Origin of the sequence: Streptomyces netropsis, assembly GCF_014203545.1 — a bacterium.
Classification (GTDB): Bacteria; Actinomycetota; Actinomycetes; order Streptomycetales; family Streptomycetaceae; genus Streptomyces; species Streptomyces netropsis.
Window position 1 is genome coordinate 655827 of record NZ_JACHJG010000001.1, and the last position, 17855, is coordinate 673681.

General features: G+C 72.4%; 16 protein-coding genes. 8 read left to right on the top strand and 8 right to left on the bottom strand.

Translation table 11 applies throughout. The features are described from left to right. Window positions 1-7: 7 nt before the first annotated feature. The 3 genes from FHS38_RS02990 to panB form a co-directional block, all read right to left on the bottom strand. Window positions 8-835 (bottom strand): ABC transporter permease, encoded by an 828-nt coding sequence (locus FHS38_RS02990; protein WP_184730314.1) that lies wholly within the window; start codon window positions 833-835, stop codon window positions 8-10. Beyond that, window positions 832-1857, bottom strand: coding sequence for an efflux ABC transporter ATPase subunit, DrrA-related (locus FHS38_RS02995; protein ID WP_184730316.1), 1026 nt, complete (start codon window positions 1855-1857; stop codon window positions 832-834). The genes FHS38_RS02990 and FHS38_RS02995 overlap by 4 nt, the downstream gene beginning before the upstream one ends. A gap of 182 nt (window positions 1858-2039) precedes the next feature. Continuing rightward, complete coding sequence (panB, locus tag FHS38_RS03000) at window positions 2040-2918, bottom strand: 3-methyl-2-oxobutanoate hydroxymethyltransferase (RefSeq protein WP_184730318.1); 879 nt, start codon at window positions 2916-2918, stop codon at window positions 2040-2042. A 191-nt stretch (window positions 2919-3109) separates the two neighbouring features. On the opposite strand from panB, the gene FHS38_RS03005 reads away from it, so the two are divergent. From FHS38_RS03005 to FHS38_RS03020, 4 genes are all read left to right on the top strand, one after another. Further along, window positions 3110-4771: an MFS transporter gene (locus FHS38_RS03005; protein WP_229821868.1), complete on the top strand. Its 1662-nt coding sequence runs from the start codon at window positions 3110-3112 to the stop codon at window positions 4769-4771. After that, window positions 4768-5430: a TetR/AcrR family transcriptional regulator gene (locus FHS38_RS03010; RefSeq protein ID WP_373301747.1), complete on the top strand. Its 663-nt coding sequence runs from the start codon at window positions 4768-4770 to the stop codon at window positions 5428-5430. Before FHS38_RS03005 ends, FHS38_RS03010 begins: the two co-directional genes overlap by 4 nt. Before the next feature lie 231 nt (window positions 5431-5661). Further along, window positions 5662-6675, top strand: a complete 1014-nt coding sequence (locus FHS38_RS03015) for an endonuclease/exonuclease/phosphatase family protein (RefSeq protein WP_184730322.1) — start codon at window positions 5662-5664, stop codon at window positions 6673-6675. Between the two features lie 87 nt (window positions 6676-6762). Continuing rightward, complete coding sequence (locus tag FHS38_RS03020) at window positions 6763-7971, top strand: MFS transporter (RefSeq protein ID WP_184730324.1); 1209 nt, start codon at window positions 6763-6765, stop codon at window positions 7969-7971. 82 nt (window positions 7972-8053) lie between these two features. Here the strand turns inward: FHS38_RS03020 and FHS38_RS03025 are convergent, their stop codons facing one another. After that, the gene (locus FHS38_RS03025) at window positions 8054-8515 is read right to left on the bottom strand and encodes an ATP-binding protein (RefSeq protein ID WP_229821867.1); all 462 of its coding nucleotides are present in this window, start codon (window positions 8513-8515) and stop codon (window positions 8054-8056) included. A gap of 139 nt (window positions 8516-8654) precedes the next feature. Here FHS38_RS03025 and FHS38_RS03030 point away from each other — a divergent pair, with 139 nt between their 5' ends. Next, on the top strand, window positions 8655-9413 hold the full coding sequence (locus FHS38_RS03030) for a GntR family transcriptional regulator (protein ID WP_184730326.1): 759 nt from the start codon (window positions 8655-8657) through the stop codon (window positions 9411-9413). Between the two features lie 19 nt (window positions 9414-9432). Here the strand turns inward: FHS38_RS03030 and FHS38_RS03035 are convergent, their stop codons facing one another. Continuing rightward, a complete protein-coding gene (locus FHS38_RS03035) occupies window positions 9433-10188 on the bottom strand; it encodes a metallophosphoesterase (RefSeq protein ID WP_184730328.1) in 756 nt (251 codons plus the stop codon). A gap of 163 nt (window positions 10189-10351) precedes the next feature. On the opposite strand from FHS38_RS03035, the gene pdxR reads away from it, so the two are divergent. Together pdxR and FHS38_RS03045 are read left to right on the top strand one after the other, a co-directional pair. Next, entirely contained in the window at window positions 10352-11767 is a 1416-nt protein-coding gene (gene pdxR / locus FHS38_RS03040; RefSeq protein WP_184730329.1) for a MocR-like pyridoxine biosynthesis transcription factor PdxR, read from the top strand. Window positions 11768-11800: 33 nt separating this feature from the next. Next, window positions 11801-12013, top strand: a complete 213-nt coding sequence (locus FHS38_RS03045; RefSeq protein ID WP_184730331.1) for a DUF2277 domain-containing protein — start codon at window positions 11801-11803, stop codon at window positions 12011-12013. An 87-nt stretch (window positions 12014-12100) separates the two neighbouring features. Here the strand turns inward: FHS38_RS03045 and FHS38_RS03050 are convergent, their stop codons facing one another. The 3 genes from FHS38_RS03050 to FHS38_RS03060 form a co-directional block, all read right to left on the bottom strand. Then, window positions 12101-13855: an NAD+ synthase gene (locus FHS38_RS03050; protein WP_184730333.1), complete on the bottom strand. Its 1755-nt coding sequence runs from the start codon at window positions 13853-13855 to the stop codon at window positions 12101-12103. A 188-nt stretch (window positions 13856-14043) separates the two neighbouring features. Beyond that, a complete protein-coding gene (locus tag FHS38_RS03055; protein WP_184730335.1) occupies window positions 14044-15636 on the bottom strand; it encodes a multicopper oxidase family protein in 1593 nt (530 codons plus the stop codon). Between the two features lie 82 nt (window positions 15637-15718). Further along, entirely contained in the window at window positions 15719-16174 is a 456-nt protein-coding gene (locus FHS38_RS03060; RefSeq protein WP_184730337.1) for a hypothetical protein, read from the bottom strand. Window positions 16175-16343: 169 nt separating this feature from the next. Between FHS38_RS03060 and gadC the strand changes: the two genes are divergently transcribed. Further along, complete coding sequence (gadC, locus tag FHS38_RS03065; protein ID WP_184730338.1) at window positions 16344-17798, top strand: glutamate/gamma-aminobutyrate antiporter GadC; 1455 nt, start codon at window positions 16344-16346, stop codon at window positions 17796-17798. Window positions 17799-17855 lie beyond the last annotated feature (57 nt).

Below are 17855 nucleotides of genomic sequence, written 5' to 3' on the forward strand. Positions count from 1 at the left end.
TCGCGGCTCAGTTGGTCTTGTTGCGGAACTTGGAGATCGCGACCGGTGCGGTCACCAGGGTGATGGCCGCGGCCCAGGCCAGCGTGATCCACACCGAGTGGGCCACCGGACCGCCGTTGATCAGATTGCGGGAGGCGTCGGCGAGGTTGGACAGCGGGTTGTAGTCGGTGAAGGCCTCCAGCCAGCCCGGCATCTTCGTGGTCGGCGCGAAGATCGAGCTGCCGAACTGCAACGGCATCAGGACGATCATGGCAACCCCCTGGACGGCCTGCGCGGTCTTCAGGGTCAGACCCAGCAGGATGAAGATCCACATCAGCGAGGCGCCGAAGACCATGGCGAGCGCCACCGCCGCGAGCAGGTGAAGGACCGAGGTGCTGATGGTCAGGCCCAGGATGAAGCCCATGACCAGCAGGATCGTGGTCGCGATGAGCATCCGCCCGACCTCGACGACGATCTTCGCGATGAGGACGGAGGACCGGGCTATCGGCATCGTCCGGAAGCGGTCCATCACCCCCTTCTTGAAGTCGTCGTTGACTCCCGTGCCGACCGCCATGGCGATGTTCATGCCCATCATCGCCATCAGGCCCGGTACGAGATAGGTGACGTACTCCCGCTCGTGGCCCTTGCCGGCGATGTTGCCGCCGAAGACGTACGTGAACAGCAGGATGAAGATGATCGGCATCATCACGGCGTCGAACATCGACTCCGGGTCCTGCTTGATCTGGAGCAGGTTGCGGCGGGCGAGGGCCCCGATGTGCCGCAGATTGGCCCGCGGGCCGATCCGGCCCTCGCCGGCCGACGCCTTCACGGGCGTCCGAATCGTCGCCGCGCTCATGCCGCGACCTCCTGGAGTTCGTCGGTACGGTCCTGCGACGCGGCGCTCTTGGAGGTCTTCTGGCCGGTGACGGCCAGGAACACCTCGTCGAGGCTGGGCAGATGGGTGCTGATGCCGGCGATGGCGAAGCCCCGCTCGCCCAGCAGCCCGATCACGGCGGTCAGCTGCTCGTCGCTGACGATCGGGACGTTGACCACGCCCTCCGCGGCGTCGGCGGTCGCGCCGGCGATGCCGTCGAGACCGGCCTGGGCCACCGCGCCCACCATCCGGGGCAGTTCGGCCGGGTCCGCCGGGCGGATCTGCAGGGTGCGCCCGCCGACCTTCGCCTTGAGCTCGTCGACCCCGCCGCCGGCGATCACCCGGCCGCGGTCGATGACGGTCAGCTCGTCGGCGAGCTGCTCCGCCTCCTCCATGTACTGCGTGGTGAGCAGCACGGTGACACCCTCGGAGACCATCCGCCGGACCTCTGCCCACACCTCGTTGCGCGTGCGGGGGTCGAGGCCGGTGGTCGGCTCGTCCAGATAGAGCACCGACGGCAGGCCGATCATCGAGGCGGCCAGGTCGAGCCGGCGGCGCATACCGCCCGAATACTGCATGGCGGGCCGCTTGGCGGCCTCCGTGAGGGAGAAGCGCTCCAGCATCTCCGCCGCGCGGCGCCGGGCGTCCTTGCGGGAGAGGTCGAGCAGCCGCCCGATCATGTAGAGGTTCTCGGTGCCGGACAGCTTCTCGTCGACCGAGGCGTACTGCCCGGTCAGGCCGATCACCCGGCGCAGCTGCCGGGGCTGGGTCGCCACGTCGTAGCCCGCGACGCGGGCGCTGCCCGCGTCGGGCCGGATCAGGGTGGACAGGACCCGCACGAGCGTGGTCTTGCCCGCGCCGTTGGGGCCGAGGACGCCGAGGACGGTGCCCTCGCGTACGTCCAGGTCGACCCCGTCGAGGGCTTTGGTCTCGCCGTAGTGCTTGACCAGCCCCCGGACCTCTACGGCGTTCCCGCCGCTTCCAGGGATGTCGTTTCGCGTCATGGATGCAACGGTGCCAGTGCCCACTGACAGCGCGCCGATATTCAATCGACAGCCCGCCGACATCCTGCCGATGGGCCGACACGGGCATCGCCGGACGGGCTGCTGTGCTGTGTCCTCGATCGCCGGACGGGCTTTCAAGCCCGTCCGGCGACCCAGGACCCGGGTCCGGGGCGGAGCCCCGGTTAATGGAAGGCGTGCTCCTCCGCCGGGTAGAGACCGCCGACCACGTCGTCCGCGAAGGACTTCGCCGCGTCACCGAGCACCTCGCGCAGCTGCGCGTACTGCTTGACGAAGCGCGGCACCCGGCCCGCCGTCATCCCCGCCATGTCCGTCCACACCAGCACCTGGGCGTCGCACTCCTGGCCGGCGCCGATGCCGACCGTCGGGATGTGCAGCGTCCGGGTGACCTCCGCGGCCAGCTCGGCCGGGACCAGCTCCAGGACGACGGAGAAGGCGCCCGCGTCCTGGACGGCCTTGGCGTCGCGCAGCAACTGCTGCGCGGCCTCCTCGCCGCGGCCCTGCACGGGGTAGCCGCCGTAGGCGTTGACGGACTGGGGGGTGAGGCCGATGTGGGCCATGACGGGGATGCCGGAGCGGACCAGCAGGTCGATCTGGTCGGCGGAGCGCTCGCCGCCCTCCAGCTTGACCGCGCCGACGCCCGCCTCCTTCACCAGCCGGGTGGCGTTGCGCAGCGCCTGGACCGCGCCTTCCTGGTACGAACCGAACGGCAGGTCGCCGACGATCAGGGCGCGCTTGGTGCCCCGTACGACGGCGGCCGAGAGGAGGGCGATCTCGTCCATCGTGACGGGCACGGTGGACTCGTAGCCGAGGTGACAGTTGCCCATGGAGTCGCCCACGAGCAGGACGGGGATGCCGGACTCGTCGAAGACCGAGGCGGTCATCGCGTCGTAGGCGGTGAGCATCGGCCACTTCTCGCCGCGCCCCTTGGCTGCGGCGATGTCGCGGACGGTGACGCGCCGGGAACTCGTACCGCCGTACAGCGCCTTCGGGTTGGCGGGGCTGCTGTCGGGCTGGTTCGCGGCTTTCGAGGCATGCGTCATGGCAGTGGCTCCTGTGAAGTGTCTCGAGGCGCCCTCACGGCGTCCCCGGATCACCTCCCATGCTGACACGCCGCGCGCGGGCGGGGAAGGGAACCCCCTCCGCCGGGGTCCGGGGTCGGCGGCGGGCAACCGTTCGCAAAGAATTTCCAATACGATACGGACCCGTATCGAAAAGGTTTATGGTGGTGTCCATGGCAGCTCCTTCCGGCACCCCCGCTCCCTCCGGCCCTCCCGGACCCTCCGGTTCCCCCGGCGCGGCGCCGCCGCGCCGGGTCCCCGAGGCGGTCCACCGCAGACGCTGGGCGATCCTCGCCGTCCTGCTGTTCAGCCTGCTGATCGTGGTGCTGGACAACTCGATCCTCAACGTGGCGATGAAGACGATCGCCGCACCCGCCCCCACCGGACTCGGCGCGACGCAGAGCCAGCTGGAGTGGGCGATCAACTCCTACACCCTCGTCTTCGCCGGGATCCTCTTCACCGCGGGCCTGCTGGGCGACCGGCTCGGCCGCAAGAAGGTGCTGCTCTTCGGCATGGTCGTGTTCGGCATCGGCTCGGTGCTCTCCGCCATGGCCAGCTCGCCCGGTGAGCTGATCGCCTTCCGCGCGGTGATGGGCTTCGGCGGCGCGTTCGTGATGCCCGCGACCCTCGCCATCCTCATGAACGTCTTCGAGCGGGACGAGCAGCCCAAGGCCATCGGGATCTGGGCGGGCGCGGTCGGTCTCGCCATAGCCATCGGCCCGGTCACCGGCGGCATCCTGCTCGACCACTTCTGGTGGGGCTCCGTCTTCCTCGTCAACGTGCCCATCGTCATCGCCGGTCTGATCGCGATGGTGCTGCTCGTCCCCGACTCCAAGGACCCCAAGCCCGGCCGCCTCGACCCGATCGGCGTGCTGCTGTCCGTCGTCGGTCTGGTCCTGCTGGTCTACGGCATCATCAAGGGCGGTCAGCTCGCCGACTTCTCCGATCCGGAGGTCTTCGGCACCGTCGGCGGCGGTGTGCTCGTCCTCGTCCTCTTCGTCCTGCACGAGCGGCGCAGCACGCACCCCGCCATCGACGTGCGCTACTTCCGCAACCCCGCGTTCTCGGCGGCCGTCTCCTCCATCGCGCTGGTCTTCTTCGCGCTGATGGGCACGACGTTCTTCATCGTCTTCTACACCCAGAGCGTGCGCGGCTACACCCCGCTCCAGAGCGGTCTGCTGCTCCTGCCGATCGCCGTGGCGCAGATGTTCTTCGCGCCGCGGGCCCGGCTGGTCGTGGAGCGGTTCGGCGCCCGCGTGGTGTGCACCCTCGGCATGCTGCTGGTCGCCGCGACCACGGCGGGCTTCCTGCTGCTCGACCGGGACACCCCGATCTGGGTCCTGGAGGTGCTGTTCTTCTGCCAGGGCACCGCGATGGCACACATCATGCCGCCCGCCACCGTCTCGATCATGCAGTCGCTGCCGCGCGAGAAGGCCGGCTCCGGCTCCGCCGTGAACAACACCTTCCGGCAGGTCGGCGGCGCGCTCGGCGTCGCCGTGCTCGGCTCGCTGCTCTCCACCACCTACCGCGACGGCATCTCCGGCGCGCTCGACGACGTACCGGGCCTGTCCGACTCCGCCCGGCACGCGGCGGGCGAGTCCATCGAGGGCACCCTCGGCCTGGCCGAGAAGCTGGGACCGGCCGGCAAGGCGCTGGTCGCCCCCGCCCAGGACGCCTTCATCCACGCCATGCACGTCACCGTCATCGGCTCCACCGCCGTCGCCCTGCTCGGCGCGGCCGTCGTCGCGGTCTTCCTGCCGGGCAAGGAGGCGGCCGCGGCCGCCGGCCAGCCGCGGCCGGAACCCGAGAAGGAGCAGGCGGGAGCGGACGCGTGACCGAAGACCCGGGCGCAGTGGCCCACCGGCCGGACGGGACGGGCTGTGGGGCCGGCGGGGCGGCGGCCGAGCGGCGGGGACGCCCGCGCAACGCCGCCGTCGACACCACCGTCATCGAAACGGTGCTGCGGCTCCTGGAGGACGGCGTCACCATCGGCGACCTGTCCATGGAGCGGATAGCCCGCGAGGCGGGCGTCGGCAAGGCCACCGTCTACCGCCGCTGGGCGGGCAAGGAGGCGCTGATGCTCGACGTCATGCGCTCCCTCGACGGCGGCGCCCAGCAGCCCTCGCCCACCGGGGAATCGGTCCGGGACGACCTCGTCGCCATGCTGGAGTTCCTGCGCCGCCGCGGCCTCGCCAAGCGCTCCTCGGCGTTGCTGCGCACGGTGGTCACGCAGATGCAGGCGCAGCCGCAGCTGTGGAAGGAGTACCACGACACCGTCGTCACGGCCCGCCGCGAGGCGATGCTCGCGGTGCTGCGCCGCGGGACGCTCACCGGGGAGATCCGCACCGACCGGGACCTCGAACTGCTCGCCGACCTGTTCGTCAGCCCGATGCTCACCCGGGCGATGCTCCACGAGTGGAAGGAGATGCCCGAGGGGCTGGCGGAGCAGATTGTCGACACCGTCCTCGAGGGCGCGCGGCCGCCGGGGGAGTGACCGGCGGAGAGGCGCCCCGGTCCGCTGCCGGGCCGGGGCACCCGCCGACGGCGAATATGCCCGTTCTGTCACAGCAGGCCCGCACAGCCGCTCGACAGGAACCCGGGCGGGCCGTGCCCTCGTCCTCCAGACCGACGCCCCTGCCAGGGGCGCCGCGGAGAAACCCGGCCAACGGTGATCACTTATCGTCAGGTGGCGGGGACGCAGCAGCTGAAGAGTTAAGGACGACGGATGTCGCAGGCGTACATGGAGGAGACGGGCCCGGGCGGGCCGGCCCCGGAGCGGACCGGATCCAGGTTCGAGCGCTTCGTGAGCGAGTGGCGGGACCGGGGCGTCTGGCGGCGCGGACTCGTCGTCGCCGCCTTCGCCGCGCTGCTCGGACTGCTGATGCTGTTCCACTCCGGGCTCCCCAACCGCGTCGGCAACCTCGGCAGCCTCACCGAGACGTTCCTTCCCTGGCTGGGCCTCGGCATCCCGGTGCTGCTCGTCCTCGCCGTGCTGCGCCGGTCGGCCACCGCCCTGGTCACGCTGCTGCTGCCCATCGTCGTCTGGACGAACCTCTTCGGCGGGCTGCTCAGCGACAAGTCGGGCAAGGGTGGCAACCTCACGGTCGTCACCCACAACGTCAACGCCGAGAACCTCGACCCGGCCGGCACCGCCCGCGCCGTCGCCGCCTCGGGCGCCGACATCATCGCGCTGGAGGAGCTCAGCGACGCCTCACGGTACGAGCGGGCTCTGGCGAGCACGTACAAGTACCACTCCGTGCAGGGCACCGTCGGGGTGTGGAGCAAGTACCCGCTCGCCGACGCCCGTCCGGTCGACATCCAGATGGGCTGGACGCGCGCCCTGCGGGCCACGGTCAGCACCCCCCAGGGCCCCGTGGCCGTCTACGTCGCCCACCTGCCTTCCGTGCGGGTCAAGTTCAACGCGGGCTTCACCGCGGGCCAGCGCGACAACAGCGCCGAGGCACTCGGCCAGGCCATCGCGCGGGAGCCGGTGCGGAAGGTCGTCCTGCTCGGCGACCTCAACGGCACGATGAACGACCGCTCGCTCGCACCCATCACCTCGCAGCTGCGCTCGGCGCAGGGCGCGGCCGGTGACGGCTTCGGTTTCAGCTGGCCCGCGAGCTTCCCCATGGCCCGCATCGACCAGATCATGGTGCGCGGCATGGACCCGGTCTCGGCCTGGACCCTCCCCGAGACCGACAGCGACCACCTGCCGGTGGCCGCCCGGGTAAAGATCTGACCAGCTGTTCACTTCTCCGTTCGCGGGCGGGAACATTTGGCCTGAGAGACTTTGTTCCGGAAAGGAACATCCTCTGAAAGGTCTTACATGCCTCTGGCGCTGCTCGCCCTGGCGATCTCCGCGTTCGGTATCGGCACCACCGAGTTCGTGATGATGGGCCTGCTGCCCAATGTCGCCGGCGATCTGGGCACCTCGGTGCCCACCGCCGGATACCTGGTCTCCGCCTATGCCCTCGGTGTCGTCATCGGCGCCCCGCTGCTCACGGCACTGGGCTCGCGCATCCCGCGCAAGCGGATGCTCGTCCTGCTCATGGGCCTCTTCACCATCGGGAACCTCGCCTCCGCGCTGGCCCCCACCTTCGGGCTGCTGGTCGCGGGGCGGGTGCTGGCGGGGCTGCCGCACGGCGCGTTCTTCGGCGTCGGCGCGGTGGTCGCCGCCCGGCTGGTGACCCAGGGGCGGCAGGCACGGGCGGTCGCGACGATGTTCCTCGGCCTGACGGTCGCCAACATCGTCGGCGTCCCCACCGCCACCCTGCTCGGCCAGCACCTCGGCTGGCGCGCCACGTTCCTGGTGGTCGCCGGCATCGGGCTGGTGGCGATGGCCGCGCTCACCCTGCTCATCCCGCAGCTCCCGCGCGAACGGCACGAGGGTCTCGGCCAGGAACTGCGTGCCCTCCGCGACCGGCAGGTGCTGCTCGGTCTGCTCACCGCGGTCTTCGGCTTCGCCGGGGTCTTCGCGGTCTACAGCTACCTCGCGTCGATGATGACCGAGGTCACGGGCTTCTCCGAGACCTCCGTCACGCTCGTGCTCGCCCTCTTCGGCATCGGTATGACCCTCGGCGCCCTCGTCGCCGGCCCGCTCACCGACCGGGCGCTGCGGCCCACGCTCTACGGGTCGCTGGCCGCGCTGGCGGCCGTGCTGGTCCTCTTCGACTTCACCGTGCACGTGAAGTGGGCGGCCCTCGCGACGGTCGTCGTCCTCGGGGCGGTCGGCTTCATGACCACGACCCCGCTCCAGATGCTCGTCATGAACAAGGCCCAGCACGCCCCGACCCTGGCCTCCGCCTCCAACCACTCCGCCTTCAACCTGGCCAACGCCGGCGGGGCCTGGCTCGGCGGCGTGGCCATCGCCGCGGGCTGGGGCTGGACCTCCCCGACCCTGGTGGGCGCGGTCCTCGCGGTGATCGGCCTGGCCATCGCGGTGACGGCGGGGTTGCTCGACCGGGGCGGCCCGGGCGCGTCCCGACTGGTCGCCGCGGGCAGTGAGCGGATGCGGGAGGCGGAGCGCGTCGGCTGACGCGGCCGGCCCCCGTGCGGGGCTGCCGGGAGGACGGCGTCGGCCCAGGGGGTGGGCCGGGCCGGCCCACCCGGCTCATCGCTCAGGCCGGCTGTGCGGGCCGCGCCGTCCGCCAGACGCCTTCGATGACGAACGAGACCATCGTGCCGCCGTGGTGACTCGGCTCCACGGCCCATGCGTCGGTGAGCAGATCGACGAGCAGCAGCCCCCGCCCGCGCGGGTCGTCGTCCTGCGGGCGCCGTAGCCGGACCCGCTCCGGCGGCCCCGCGCTGTGGACGTCGACGCGCAGCCCGTCCCGCACCCGCCACCAGTCGACACGGATCTGCCGGGTGCCGTCCCCGTCGGCGTGGTCGACGGCGTTCGTGACCAGCTCGGAGACCAGCAGGACGCAGTCGTCCACCGGGAAGCCCAGCTCGTGGGCGCCCGTGAGCTCGCGGAACAACCGCCGGGCCAGGGCGACCGACTCCGGCACCGCCTCCACCGTCATGCAGCCGAGCGGCTCCGGTCTCACCCCGGTGCCGACGATGCTGGCCACGCGCGCCATGCCGCCCTCCCCTGATCGGTGCGGTGCACCCACGGGAACGTCTCTAGACAACTCCAGTGAACCCGACGTCTCTAGAGATGTCAATGGCGACCCTGGGCCTCACCTCCCCGCCGCACGCCGCTTAGGGTGGTCTCTAGAGATGACGAGGAGGCGCGCAGTGACCGAGCCGAAGTACCGGCGGATCGCCGCCGCGCTCAAGGACGCCATCGCCGCGGGCGAGTACGGCCCCGGCGACCGGCTGCCCGGCGAGAACGACCTGATGGCCGCCCACGGCGTGGCGCGCATGACCGCCCGGCAGGCCCTCGGCGTCCTCCAGAGCGAGGGCCTCGCCGAGGCCCGCAAGGGCGCCGGGGTGTTCGTGCGGACGGCCTCCCCGCTGCGCAGGCTGAGCATCCAGCGGCTCGCCCGGCGGCAGTGGGGCTCGGGGAACTCCGTCTGGGCCGCGGACACGGCGGACCGGGACCTGGTCGTCGACCAGGTCGCCGTCGACGAGCAGCCCGCCCACCAGCGCATCGCCGCCGTGCTCGAGGTCGCGCCCGCCGCCCCGGTGTGCGTCCGCCGGCGCCGCTACGTCCTGGACGGCGAGCCCGTCATGATCTCGACCTCGTACCTGCCCACCGCGCTGGTCGCGGGCTCGCCCATCACCCGCCCCGACACCGGGCCGGGCGGCACGTACGCCCGCCTCAAGGACCTGGGGTACGAGCCCGTCCGCTTCCGCGAGGAGATCCGCTCCCGGATGCCCACCGCCGAGGAGGTCGCCCGTCTCGCCCTGCCGGGCGGCACGCCCGTCATGCTCGTCTGCCGTACCGCGTTCACCGCGCGGGGCGACGCGGTCGAGGTCAACGAGATGGTCATGGACGCGAACGCGTACGTCCTCGAGTACGACTTCGAGGCGTAGCCGGACGCCCGTCGCCCGATCAGTCGACGACGGACCGGTAATGGGTGGTCAGCCGCCCGTTGTCCGCCAGGATGTGGAAGGCCAACGCGGGCGGCTGGTCGAGGTGGATGTGCTCCTCCGGGTGGGCGGGCCGCTCCCAGGGGAGCCGGAGCGTGGAGACGACCCCGGGGGCCACCAGCAGCGGCCGCCCCGCGAAGGTGGTCGCCGCCGGGGTGTGGGCGTGCCCGCACACGAAGCCGGCGATCTGCGGCCGGCGTTCCACGAGGGCGGCGAGCCGCTCCTCCCCGAACTGGCGGATGCCGTCCACGAAGGGCGTGTGCAGCGGCACCGGCGGGTGGTGGAAGCCGACCAGTACGGGCATGCCCGCCGGGGCCCGGTCCAGGACGCCGTCCAGCCACCGGAGCGTCTCGTCCTCGAGGAAGCCCTCGTCCTTGCCCGGCACCGAGGAGTCGCACAGCGCGATGACGCAGCCCGCGGTGCGCAGCACTTGGTTGACCGGCGCCCCCGACCCCGGCTGCCCCAGCAGGAACTGCCGGAACGCGCTGCGTTCGTCGTGGTTGCCGGGGCAGACCAGCACCGGGTGCCGGGATTCCAGCAGTTGACGGGCCTGTTCGTACTCGGCCGCCCGCGCGTGGTCGGCGATGTCCCCGGTGACGAGGACGGCGTCCAGGTCGTAGGGGAGTTGCCCGAGGTAGTCCATGACGGCCCGGGTGCGCTCGGCGCTCCGCCGCCCTCCGTCGATGTGGGGGTCGCTGAGGTGGGCGATGACGATCATCGCTGTGGTCCCTTCTTCGCATGCCGGGGGATGGGGGCGGGCGGCCGGGAGGGGACGGCGACGGTGGAGCATTTCCCCGTCGGGTGCCGTGCTCGAACTCCCTTCGCCCGGGCGCTCGTCACGAACCTAGAGGCCGACCGGACCATGGTTAAGATCCACTTTCATGCCGAAAGACTGGTCCGGTTCCCGCCTCGACCTCCACCTCGACATCGACGCCACGGGCGGGCGGCGGTCCGGCCTGGAGGCGGCCCTTCGCGCCGCGGTCCGGGAGGGCCGTCTGACCGCCGGGACACGGCTGCCCTCCACCCGCGGGCTGGCCCGCGAGCTCGGGCTGTCGAGGGGCACGGTCAGCGCCGCCTTCGGCCAACTGGCCGAGGAGGGCTACCTGTCCACGCGCCCGGGGTCGGGCACCACCGTGGCCGACGTGCCGCCCCGCGCCGCGCACCCCGTCCGCCCCCGAGAGCCTGCCCCCACGGCCCCCCGCCACGACCTGCGCGCCGGGCTCCCCGACATCAGCGCCTTCCCCACCCGGGCCTGGCTCGCCGCCACCCGCCGGGTGCTCACCCGGGCCCGCCCCGAGGTCTTCGGAGCCGGGGACCCGCAGGGCCGGATCGAGCTGCGCACCGCGCTCGCCGACCACCTGGGCCGCACCCGCGGCGTGGTCACCACCCCGGACCGGGTCGTGATCACCTCCGGCCACTACCAGTCCGTGGGCCTGCTCGGCGGTGTGCTGGCCGCGAACGGCACGGGCGTCGCGGCCGTGGAGGACCCCGGCCACCACCTCTACCGCGAGGCCGTCCGTCGCGCGGGGCTCACCGCGCTCCCCCTGCCGGTCGACGGCCGCGGGGCCCGCGTCGACGCCCTGCCCCGGGACGCGGGAGCGGTGTTCCTGACCCCCTCGCACCACTACCCGACCGGTGTGCCGCTGCACCCGGTCCGCCGGCAGGCCGTGTGCGCGTGGGCGCGCGCCACGGGCGGTCTGATCGTGGAGGACGACTACGACGGCGAGTTCCGCTACGACAGACAACCCGTGGGCGCCGTGCAGGGCGTCGCCCCCGACCACGTCGTCTACTGCGGCACCGCGTCCAAGACGCTGGGTCCCGCCCTCCGGCTGGCCTGGATGGCCCTGCCGCCCCACCTGGTGGGACCCGTCGTGCGGGCCAAGCGGGAAGCCGATCTGTACACCGAGACCCTGGGCCAGCTCGTCCTCGCCGACCTGATCGCCACGCACGCCTACGACCGTCACATCCGCGCCGCCCGTCTGCGGTACCGCGGGCGCCGCGAACTCCTCCTCGACCGGGTCGCCGCCATCGGCGGCCTCACCGCCCACGGGGTCCCGGCCGGGCTGCACGCCCTGGTCACCCTCCCGCCGGACGGGCCCGCCGAGCACCGGCTCCTGACCGACTGCGCCCGCCACGGCCTCGCCCTGCGCGGACTCTCCGAACTCCACCACGACCCCGAGGGCCGCCCGCAGGGCCTGCTGATCGGCTTCGCCGCCCCGTCCGACCGCGCCTACCCGCAGGCCCTCGACGTGCTGTGCGGGGTCCTGACCCGGTCCGTCCCGGGACAACACACCTAGGGCCTCCCGCGCCGGGCGCGGCACACTGGGGGTATGTGCCGCAGCATCAAGACGCTCAGGCCGCCCATGACGCCCGAAGCGGGCGAGGACGACATCAGGGCGGCCGCCCTGCAGTACGTGCGCAAGGTGTCGGGCTTCCACGCGCCGGCCGCGCACAACCAGGCGGTCTTCGACGAGGCCGTGGACGCGGTGGCCGAGGCCACGGCGCGACTGCTGGACGGGCTGGTCGTGCGCGGAGGGAAGTGAAGCCGCCCCCTCCCGCCCCTTCATCGTTTCCCGTCCTCAAGCCGGACGGGGCGGCGTCGTGCCCGTCCCGCGCCCCCCCCGCCCCGGTCAGACGCTCTCCCGCCAGGCGTTCGTGATCGGCAGCCGGCGGTCCTTGCCGAAGCCCTTCGCGGAGATCTTCGTGCCCGGCGGGTACTGCCGGCGCTTGTACTCCGCCGTGTCCACCAGCCGCAGGATCCGCGTGACCAGCTCCGCGTCGAAGCCCGCCGCGACGATCGCGTCACGGCCCTGGTCGCGGTCGACGTACAGCTCGAGGATCCGGTCGAGCACGTCGTAGTCCGGGAGCGAGTCCGTGTCGACCTGGCCGGGGCGCAGCTCGGCGCTCGGCGGCTTGGTGAGGGAGTTCTCCGGGATCGGCGGGGTCTCGCCGCGCTCGGCCGCCGCCTGGTTGCGCCACCGGGCGAGGCGGAAGACCAGGGTCTTGTAGACGTCCTTGATCGGGCCGTACGCGCCGACCGAGTCGCCGTAGAGGGTGGAGTACCCGCAGGCCAGCTCGGACTTGTTGCCCGGCGCGAGCACGATGTGGCCCTCCTGGTTGGAGAGGGCCATCAGCATCGTGCCGCGCAGCCGCGACTGGAGGTTCTCCTCGGCCAGGCCGGTCAGGCCCAGCGCGCCCATGTACGCGTCGAACATCGGGCCGATCGGCACCGTGCGGAAGTTCAGGCCGGTGCGCCGGGCGAGCTCCTCGGCGTCGCCGAGGGAGTGGTCGGAGGAGTAGCGCGACGGCATCGCCACGCCGTGGACGTTCTCCGCGCTGATGGCGTCACAGGCGAGGGCGGCGACGAGCGCCGAGTCGATGCCGCCGGACAGGCCGATGACGACGCTGCGGAAGCCGTTCTTCACGACGTACGCGCGCAGGCCCTCCACCAGCGCCTTGTACACCTCCTCCACGTCGTCCAGCCGGGGTGCGAGACCGCCCGGCGTCTCCGGCTCGTACGCCGGGAGCGGCTCGGCGGAGAGGGTCACGTGGTCGATGCGCAGACCGTCGTCCACGACCCCGGAGGGGGCCTCGGGCGCGGCGGCCGGCAGCTCGAGGTCGATCAGCACACAGCCCTGCTCGAACTGCGGGGCGCGCGCGACGACCTCGCCGTCGCGGTCCACGACGATCGTGTCGCCGTCGAAGACCAGCTCGTCCTGGCCGCCGGTCATCGCGAGGTAGGCGGTCGTGCAGCCGGCCTCCCGGGCGCGCTTGCGTACCAGCTCCAGACGGGTGTCGTCCTTCTCGCGCTCGTACGGGGAGGCGTTGATCGACAGCAGCAGCCCGGCCCCGGCGGACCGCGTCGCGGGCACCCGGCCGCCGTCCTGCCACAGGTCCTCACAGATCGCGAGCGCGACGTCGACGCCGTGCACCCGCACCACGGGCAGCGTCTCACCGGGCACGAAGTAGCGGAACTCGTCGAAGACGCCGTAGTTGGGAAGGTGGTGCTTGGCGAAGGTCAGCGCGACCCTGCCGCGGTGCAGCACGGCGGCGGCGTTGCGCGGGGCGCCGGCGGGCTGGCCGAAGCGGGCACTGCCCTGCTCGCTGCGGTCGAGATAGCCGACGACGACGGGCAGTTCCCCGAGGCCCTCGGCGGCGAGGCGGGCGGCGAGCGCGCGCAGTGCGGCCCGGCTGGCCTCGACGAAGGAGGACCGCAGCGCCAGGTCCTCGACGGGGTAGCCGGTCAGCGCCATCTCGGGGAACGCCACGAGATGGGCGCCCTGCTCGGCGGAGTGCCGGGTCCAGTGCACGATCGTGTCGGCGTTCCCGGCGAGATCGCCGACGCGGGAATCGATCTGGTTCAGGGCGAGACGAAGTTGAGGCACGCCGTTCAGTGTAATCGTCTGTCTGACGCAATGGGGGTGGGCGCGGCCACGTGGCCGACGGCCGACAGGGGGACGACAGGGCCCTCGCGGCCGCTCTGATCGCTCCCCGGAGCCGGGGCCGGCCTTACGTACGCGGGCCCCGTCCGCGCCGACGGTGTCGGCGTCGGCGCGGACGGGCGCTGCCGCCGCTACTTCCGGTAGCCGAGGACCGTCATCATCCCGGACTCCGCGTGGTAGACGTTGTGGCAGTGGACCATCCACCGGCCCGGGTTGTCGGCGTCGAAGTCGACCGCCAGCCGCCGCCCCGGCAGGACGATCGCGGTGTCCTTGCGCGGCCCCCGCCCGGGCAGGGCGAAGGTGTGTCCGTGCAGGTGCATGGGGTGCCACATCTCCGTGTCGTTGACGAAGACCAGCCGGACCCGCTCGCCCCCTCCCACGAGGTGACGGGGCTCCGGCGTGTACTTCCGGCCGTTGATCGCCCAGTCGTACTTCGCCATCGAGCCCGTCAGCCGGAGGGTGATCGTACGGTCGGGGCGGCGCTCCCCGAGCGCGACGGAACGGTCGGCCCGCAGCCGGTCGGCGGTGAGCGGCGCGGCCGCCAGCTCCCTGGGGCGCACGTCGGCGTCGGGCGCCGCGCCCCCGCCGGTGCGCAGGAGCGCGAGGGCGGACCGCTTCTTGCCCTCGGCCAGCGCGGTCAGCGGGAAGACGCCGTCCTTCACCTCGACCAGCACGTCGTACCGCTCGCCCATGCCCAGCAGCAGCGCGTCGGTCTGTGTGTGCTCGACGGGGAAGCCGTCGGTGTGCGTGACCGTCATGCGGTGGCCGCCGAGGGCGACCCGGAAGGCCGTGTCGCCACCGGCGTTGACGAACCGGATCCGCACCCGGTCGCCGGGGTTCGCCGTGAAGGTCTCCGGGTCCTCGGGCGTGCGGCCGTTGACGAGGTAGTGCGGGTAGGCCACGTCGCCCGCGTCGCCGCCGAGGAGCGGGCTGGTCGCGCCCATCATCATCCGGGACGGGCCGGTGGGCGACGGCCCGGCGGATGCCGGCGTCCTCGACGTCATCGACATGTGCGACATGTCGTGCCCGCCGTGGTCCATGCCGCCGGTGCCCCCGCCGTGGTCCATGCCGCCCATGCCCCGGCTCAGCTCCGCGAGGACCGCGTCCGGAGTGCTGCCGTCCACCCCGTCGACCCAGTCGTCCAGGACGACCACCCATTCCTTGTCGTACGCCAGCGGCTCCTTCGGGTCCTCGACGATCAGCGGCGCGTACAGCCCCCGGTCCTGCTGGGTGCCCGAGTGCGGGTGGAACCAGTACGTGCCCGGGTGGGCTACCGCGAAGCGGTAGTCGAAGGACGCCCCCGCCTTGACGGGCCGCTGGGTGATGCCCGGCACGCCGTCCATGTCGTTGCGCAGCGCGAGTCCGTGCCAGTGCAGGGAGGTGGGTTCGGGCAGGTGGTTGGCGAGGGTCACGGCGAGCGTGTCGCCCGCGGTGACCCGGATCTCCTTGCCGGGCAGCCGGTCGCCGTACGCCCAGGTCGTGACGGTACGGCCGCCCAGGTCGAGCCGGGTCGGCGTGGCCGTCAGGGCGACCTTCCGTACGGGGCCGCCGCCGCGTTTCCCCTCGGCGGCGGCGACCTCCTTCCCGTCCGGGGAGACCAGGTCGGTGGGGGCCGGTGCGGCGGAGGGGCCGCTGTCCGAGCCCTTCGAGCAGGCGGCGAGCAGGCTGCCGCCGGCAGCGGCGATTCCCGCGCCGAGTACGGCGCGGCGGGTGGGGTTACGCATGGGAGTGCACCTCGTGCGGTGTCGATCGGGTACGGGTCGGAGCGCGTCCGCCGCGTGCAGGGAGCAGCGGCGGGACGCGGCTCTACACGCGCAGTACCGACAACCGGGCGAGGGCTTTGTGACGTGGTGGCGGTATGGGCCACAGGGTGCGCAGGAGGCGGGCGCGGGCCGCGGGAGTGAGCGTGCCGGACCGGCGGCGGAGGGCGGCCAGGCCGAGGAGGAGGGCGACGGCCCAGCCCGCGGCGAGCACGGCGAGGCAGACCGCCATGGGGTCCATGCCGCTGTGCGGCGGGGGATCGGTGCGGGGGGTGCCGGCCGCCGGGCCGGTCGCCGTGGCCGTCGTACCGTCATCGGCCCGGGCGTGCGCGGCGTGGGCCGGCATCGCGTGCGCGGCGGGCTGTGCCGCCGTCGGCCCGGGCGGCCCCGAGCCGTGCTCGCTCGGGTGGCCGAGGGTGTGCATCGTGACGATGCCCAGGAGGAGCGCCGCGAACAGCAGCAGCCGGCCGCACCAGGCGGTGGCCTTCCGCCGTTCGTCCATCACGAGCCTCCACAGCCCCGGGAATCCTCGCCCGCACCCTACCCCCTCGGGGTATCGGCGTCCGAGGGCGAGGGTGACGGATGTGCGTGGAGGGGGTCCAAGGGCCGATTATGGGGCGATTCGATTCCCCGTCTCATATCGCCGCACCGCCCGAAGGACGCTCCACCCCATGACCCTCACGGAACCGGCCCGGGAGACCCCCGCCGCCGGGACCCACCCGACCCCGTCCGCCCCGCAGGCGCAGCAGTTCATCTCATGGGTGACCCTCGCGATGATGACCACGGCCTCGGTGGCGAACCTGCGGCCCTCCCCGTCCATGGCGCTGTACGGGCTGGCCGCCGTCTTCCTCTACCTCGTCCCCGCCGTGGTCTTCCTGCTGCCCACCGCCCTGGTCTCGGCCGAACTGGCCTCCGGCTGGACCGGCGGGGTCTACCGCTGGGTGAGCGAGGGGCTGTCCAAGCCGCTCGGCTTCCTGGCCGTCTGGTGCCAGTTCGCGATGACGATCGCCTACTACCCGAGCCTGCTCGCCTATGTGGCGAGCACGTTCGCGTACGTCATCGACCCGAGGCTCGCCGACAACGGCCTCTACATCGCCGTCGTCATCGTCGTCGTCTACTGGGCGGGCGTGTTCATCTCCTCGCGCGGCACCAAGGCGGTGGCGGGACTCGCCGGCATGGGGCTGGTGATCGGCACCCTGATCCCCGGCGTCGTCCTCGTCGTCCTCGGTCTGGTCTTCCTCGCCCAGGGCAACCCGTCGGCCGCCCCCATGGACTCCGGCCACTTCCTCCCGCCGTGGACCGGGCTGGCCAGCCTCGTCCTGATCGTCAACAACTTCCTGTCCTACGCGGGCATGGAGATGAACGGCGTGCACGTCGCCTCGCTGCGCGAGCCCGGCAAGCAGTTCCCGCGCTCGGTCTTCGCCGCCACCGGTCTCGTCCTGCTGATCTTCATCCTCCCGGCGCTGGCCATCAGCTGGGTCATGCCGGGTGAGGACCTCAGCCTGACGGCCGGTGTGATGCAGGCGTTCCAGGGCTTCTTCGACCACTTCGGCGTGGGCTGGCTCACCAAGGTCGTCGGTGTGCTGCTGGTCGCCGCCGCGCTCGGCGGCATGCTCACCTGGCTGGCGGGACCGGCCAAGGGGCTGCTGATGGTCTCCCGCCAGGAGGGCTATCTGCCGCCCGTCCTGCAGAAGCTCAACCAGCGCGGCGTGCCGCGGAACATCATGGTGGCCCAGGGCGTGCTCACCACCCTGATCGCCCTGCTCTACGCGTTCATCCCCGATGTCTCCAGCGCCTACTGGATCTTCTCGGTCATCACCACGCAGATCTACCTCGTCGTCTATCTGCTGATGTTCGCCGCCGTCGTCCGGCTGCGGCGCACCCAGCCCGACCGGCCGCGCGGCTTCCGGGTGCCGGCCGTGCGGCTCGTCGCCGGTGCCGGTTTCGTGGCATCCGTCGCGGCCATGTGCATCGGCTTCGTACCGCCGGAGCAGTTCGGCGGCGGCCCGCTGTGGCGCTATCTGCTCACCGTCGGCGGCGGGCTGCTGGTCCTCGGCTTCCTGGCGCCCCTGGCGTTCCTGAAGTTCCGCAAGCCCCACTGGGTGGACCCCGAGCACCGCGCGTAGGCCTGTCCGGCGGTTCCTCGGCTGCGGGCCGTGGCGTGCGCACCTCCGCGCAGGGCG

Bases quoted from the DNA above. Each gene is read 5' to 3' on its own strand.
- FHS38_RS03055 (WP_184730335.1), bottom strand. From the start codon at position 15,636: ATGCGTAACCCCACCCGCCGCGCCGTACTCGGCGCGGGAATCGCCGCT.
- FHS38_RS03060 (WP_184730337.1), bottom strand. From the start codon at position 16,174: ATGGACGAACGGCGGAAGGCCACCGCCTGGTGCGGCCGGCTGCTGCTG.
- pdxR (WP_184730329.1), top strand. From the start codon at position 10,352: ATGCCGAAAGACTGGTCCGGTTCCCGCCTCGACCTCCACCTCGACATC.
- gadC (WP_184730338.1), top strand. From the start codon at position 16,344: ATGACCCTCACGGAACCGGCCCGGGAGACCCCCGCCGCCGGGACCCAC.
- FHS38_RS03025 (WP_229821867.1), bottom strand. From the start codon at position 8,515: ATGGCGCGCGTGGCCAGCATCGTCGGCACCGGGGTGAGACCGGAGCCG.
- FHS38_RS03005 (WP_229821868.1), top strand. From the start codon at position 3,110: ATGGCAGCTCCTTCCGGCACCCCCGCTCCCTCCGGCCCTCCCGGACCC.
- FHS38_RS03045 (WP_184730331.1), top strand. From the start codon at position 11,801: ATGTGCCGCAGCATCAAGACGCTCAGGCCGCCCATGACGCCCGAAGCG.
- panB (WP_184730318.1), bottom strand. From the start codon at position 2,918: ATGACGCATGCCTCGAAAGCCGCGAACCAGCCCGACAGCAGCCCCGCC.
- FHS38_RS03035 (WP_184730328.1), bottom strand. From the start codon at position 10,188: ATGATCGTCATCGCCCACCTCAGCGACCCCCACATCGACGGAGGGCGG.
- FHS38_RS03020 (WP_184730324.1), top strand. From the start codon at position 6,763: ATGCCTCTGGCGCTGCTCGCCCTGGCGATCTCCGCGTTCGGTATCGGC.
- FHS38_RS03030 (WP_184730326.1), top strand. From the start codon at position 8,655: ATGACGAGGAGGCGCGCAGTGACCGAGCCGAAGTACCGGCGGATCGCC.
- FHS38_RS02995 (WP_184730316.1), bottom strand. From the start codon at position 1,857: ATGACGCGAAACGACATCCCTGGAAGCGGCGGGAACGCCGTAGAGGTC.
- FHS38_RS02990 (WP_184730314.1), bottom strand. From the start codon at position 835: ATGAGCGCGGCGACGATTCGGACGCCCGTGAAGGCGTCGGCCGGCGAG.
- FHS38_RS03015 (WP_184730322.1), top strand. From the start codon at position 5,662: ATGTCGCAGGCGTACATGGAGGAGACGGGCCCGGGCGGGCCGGCCCCG.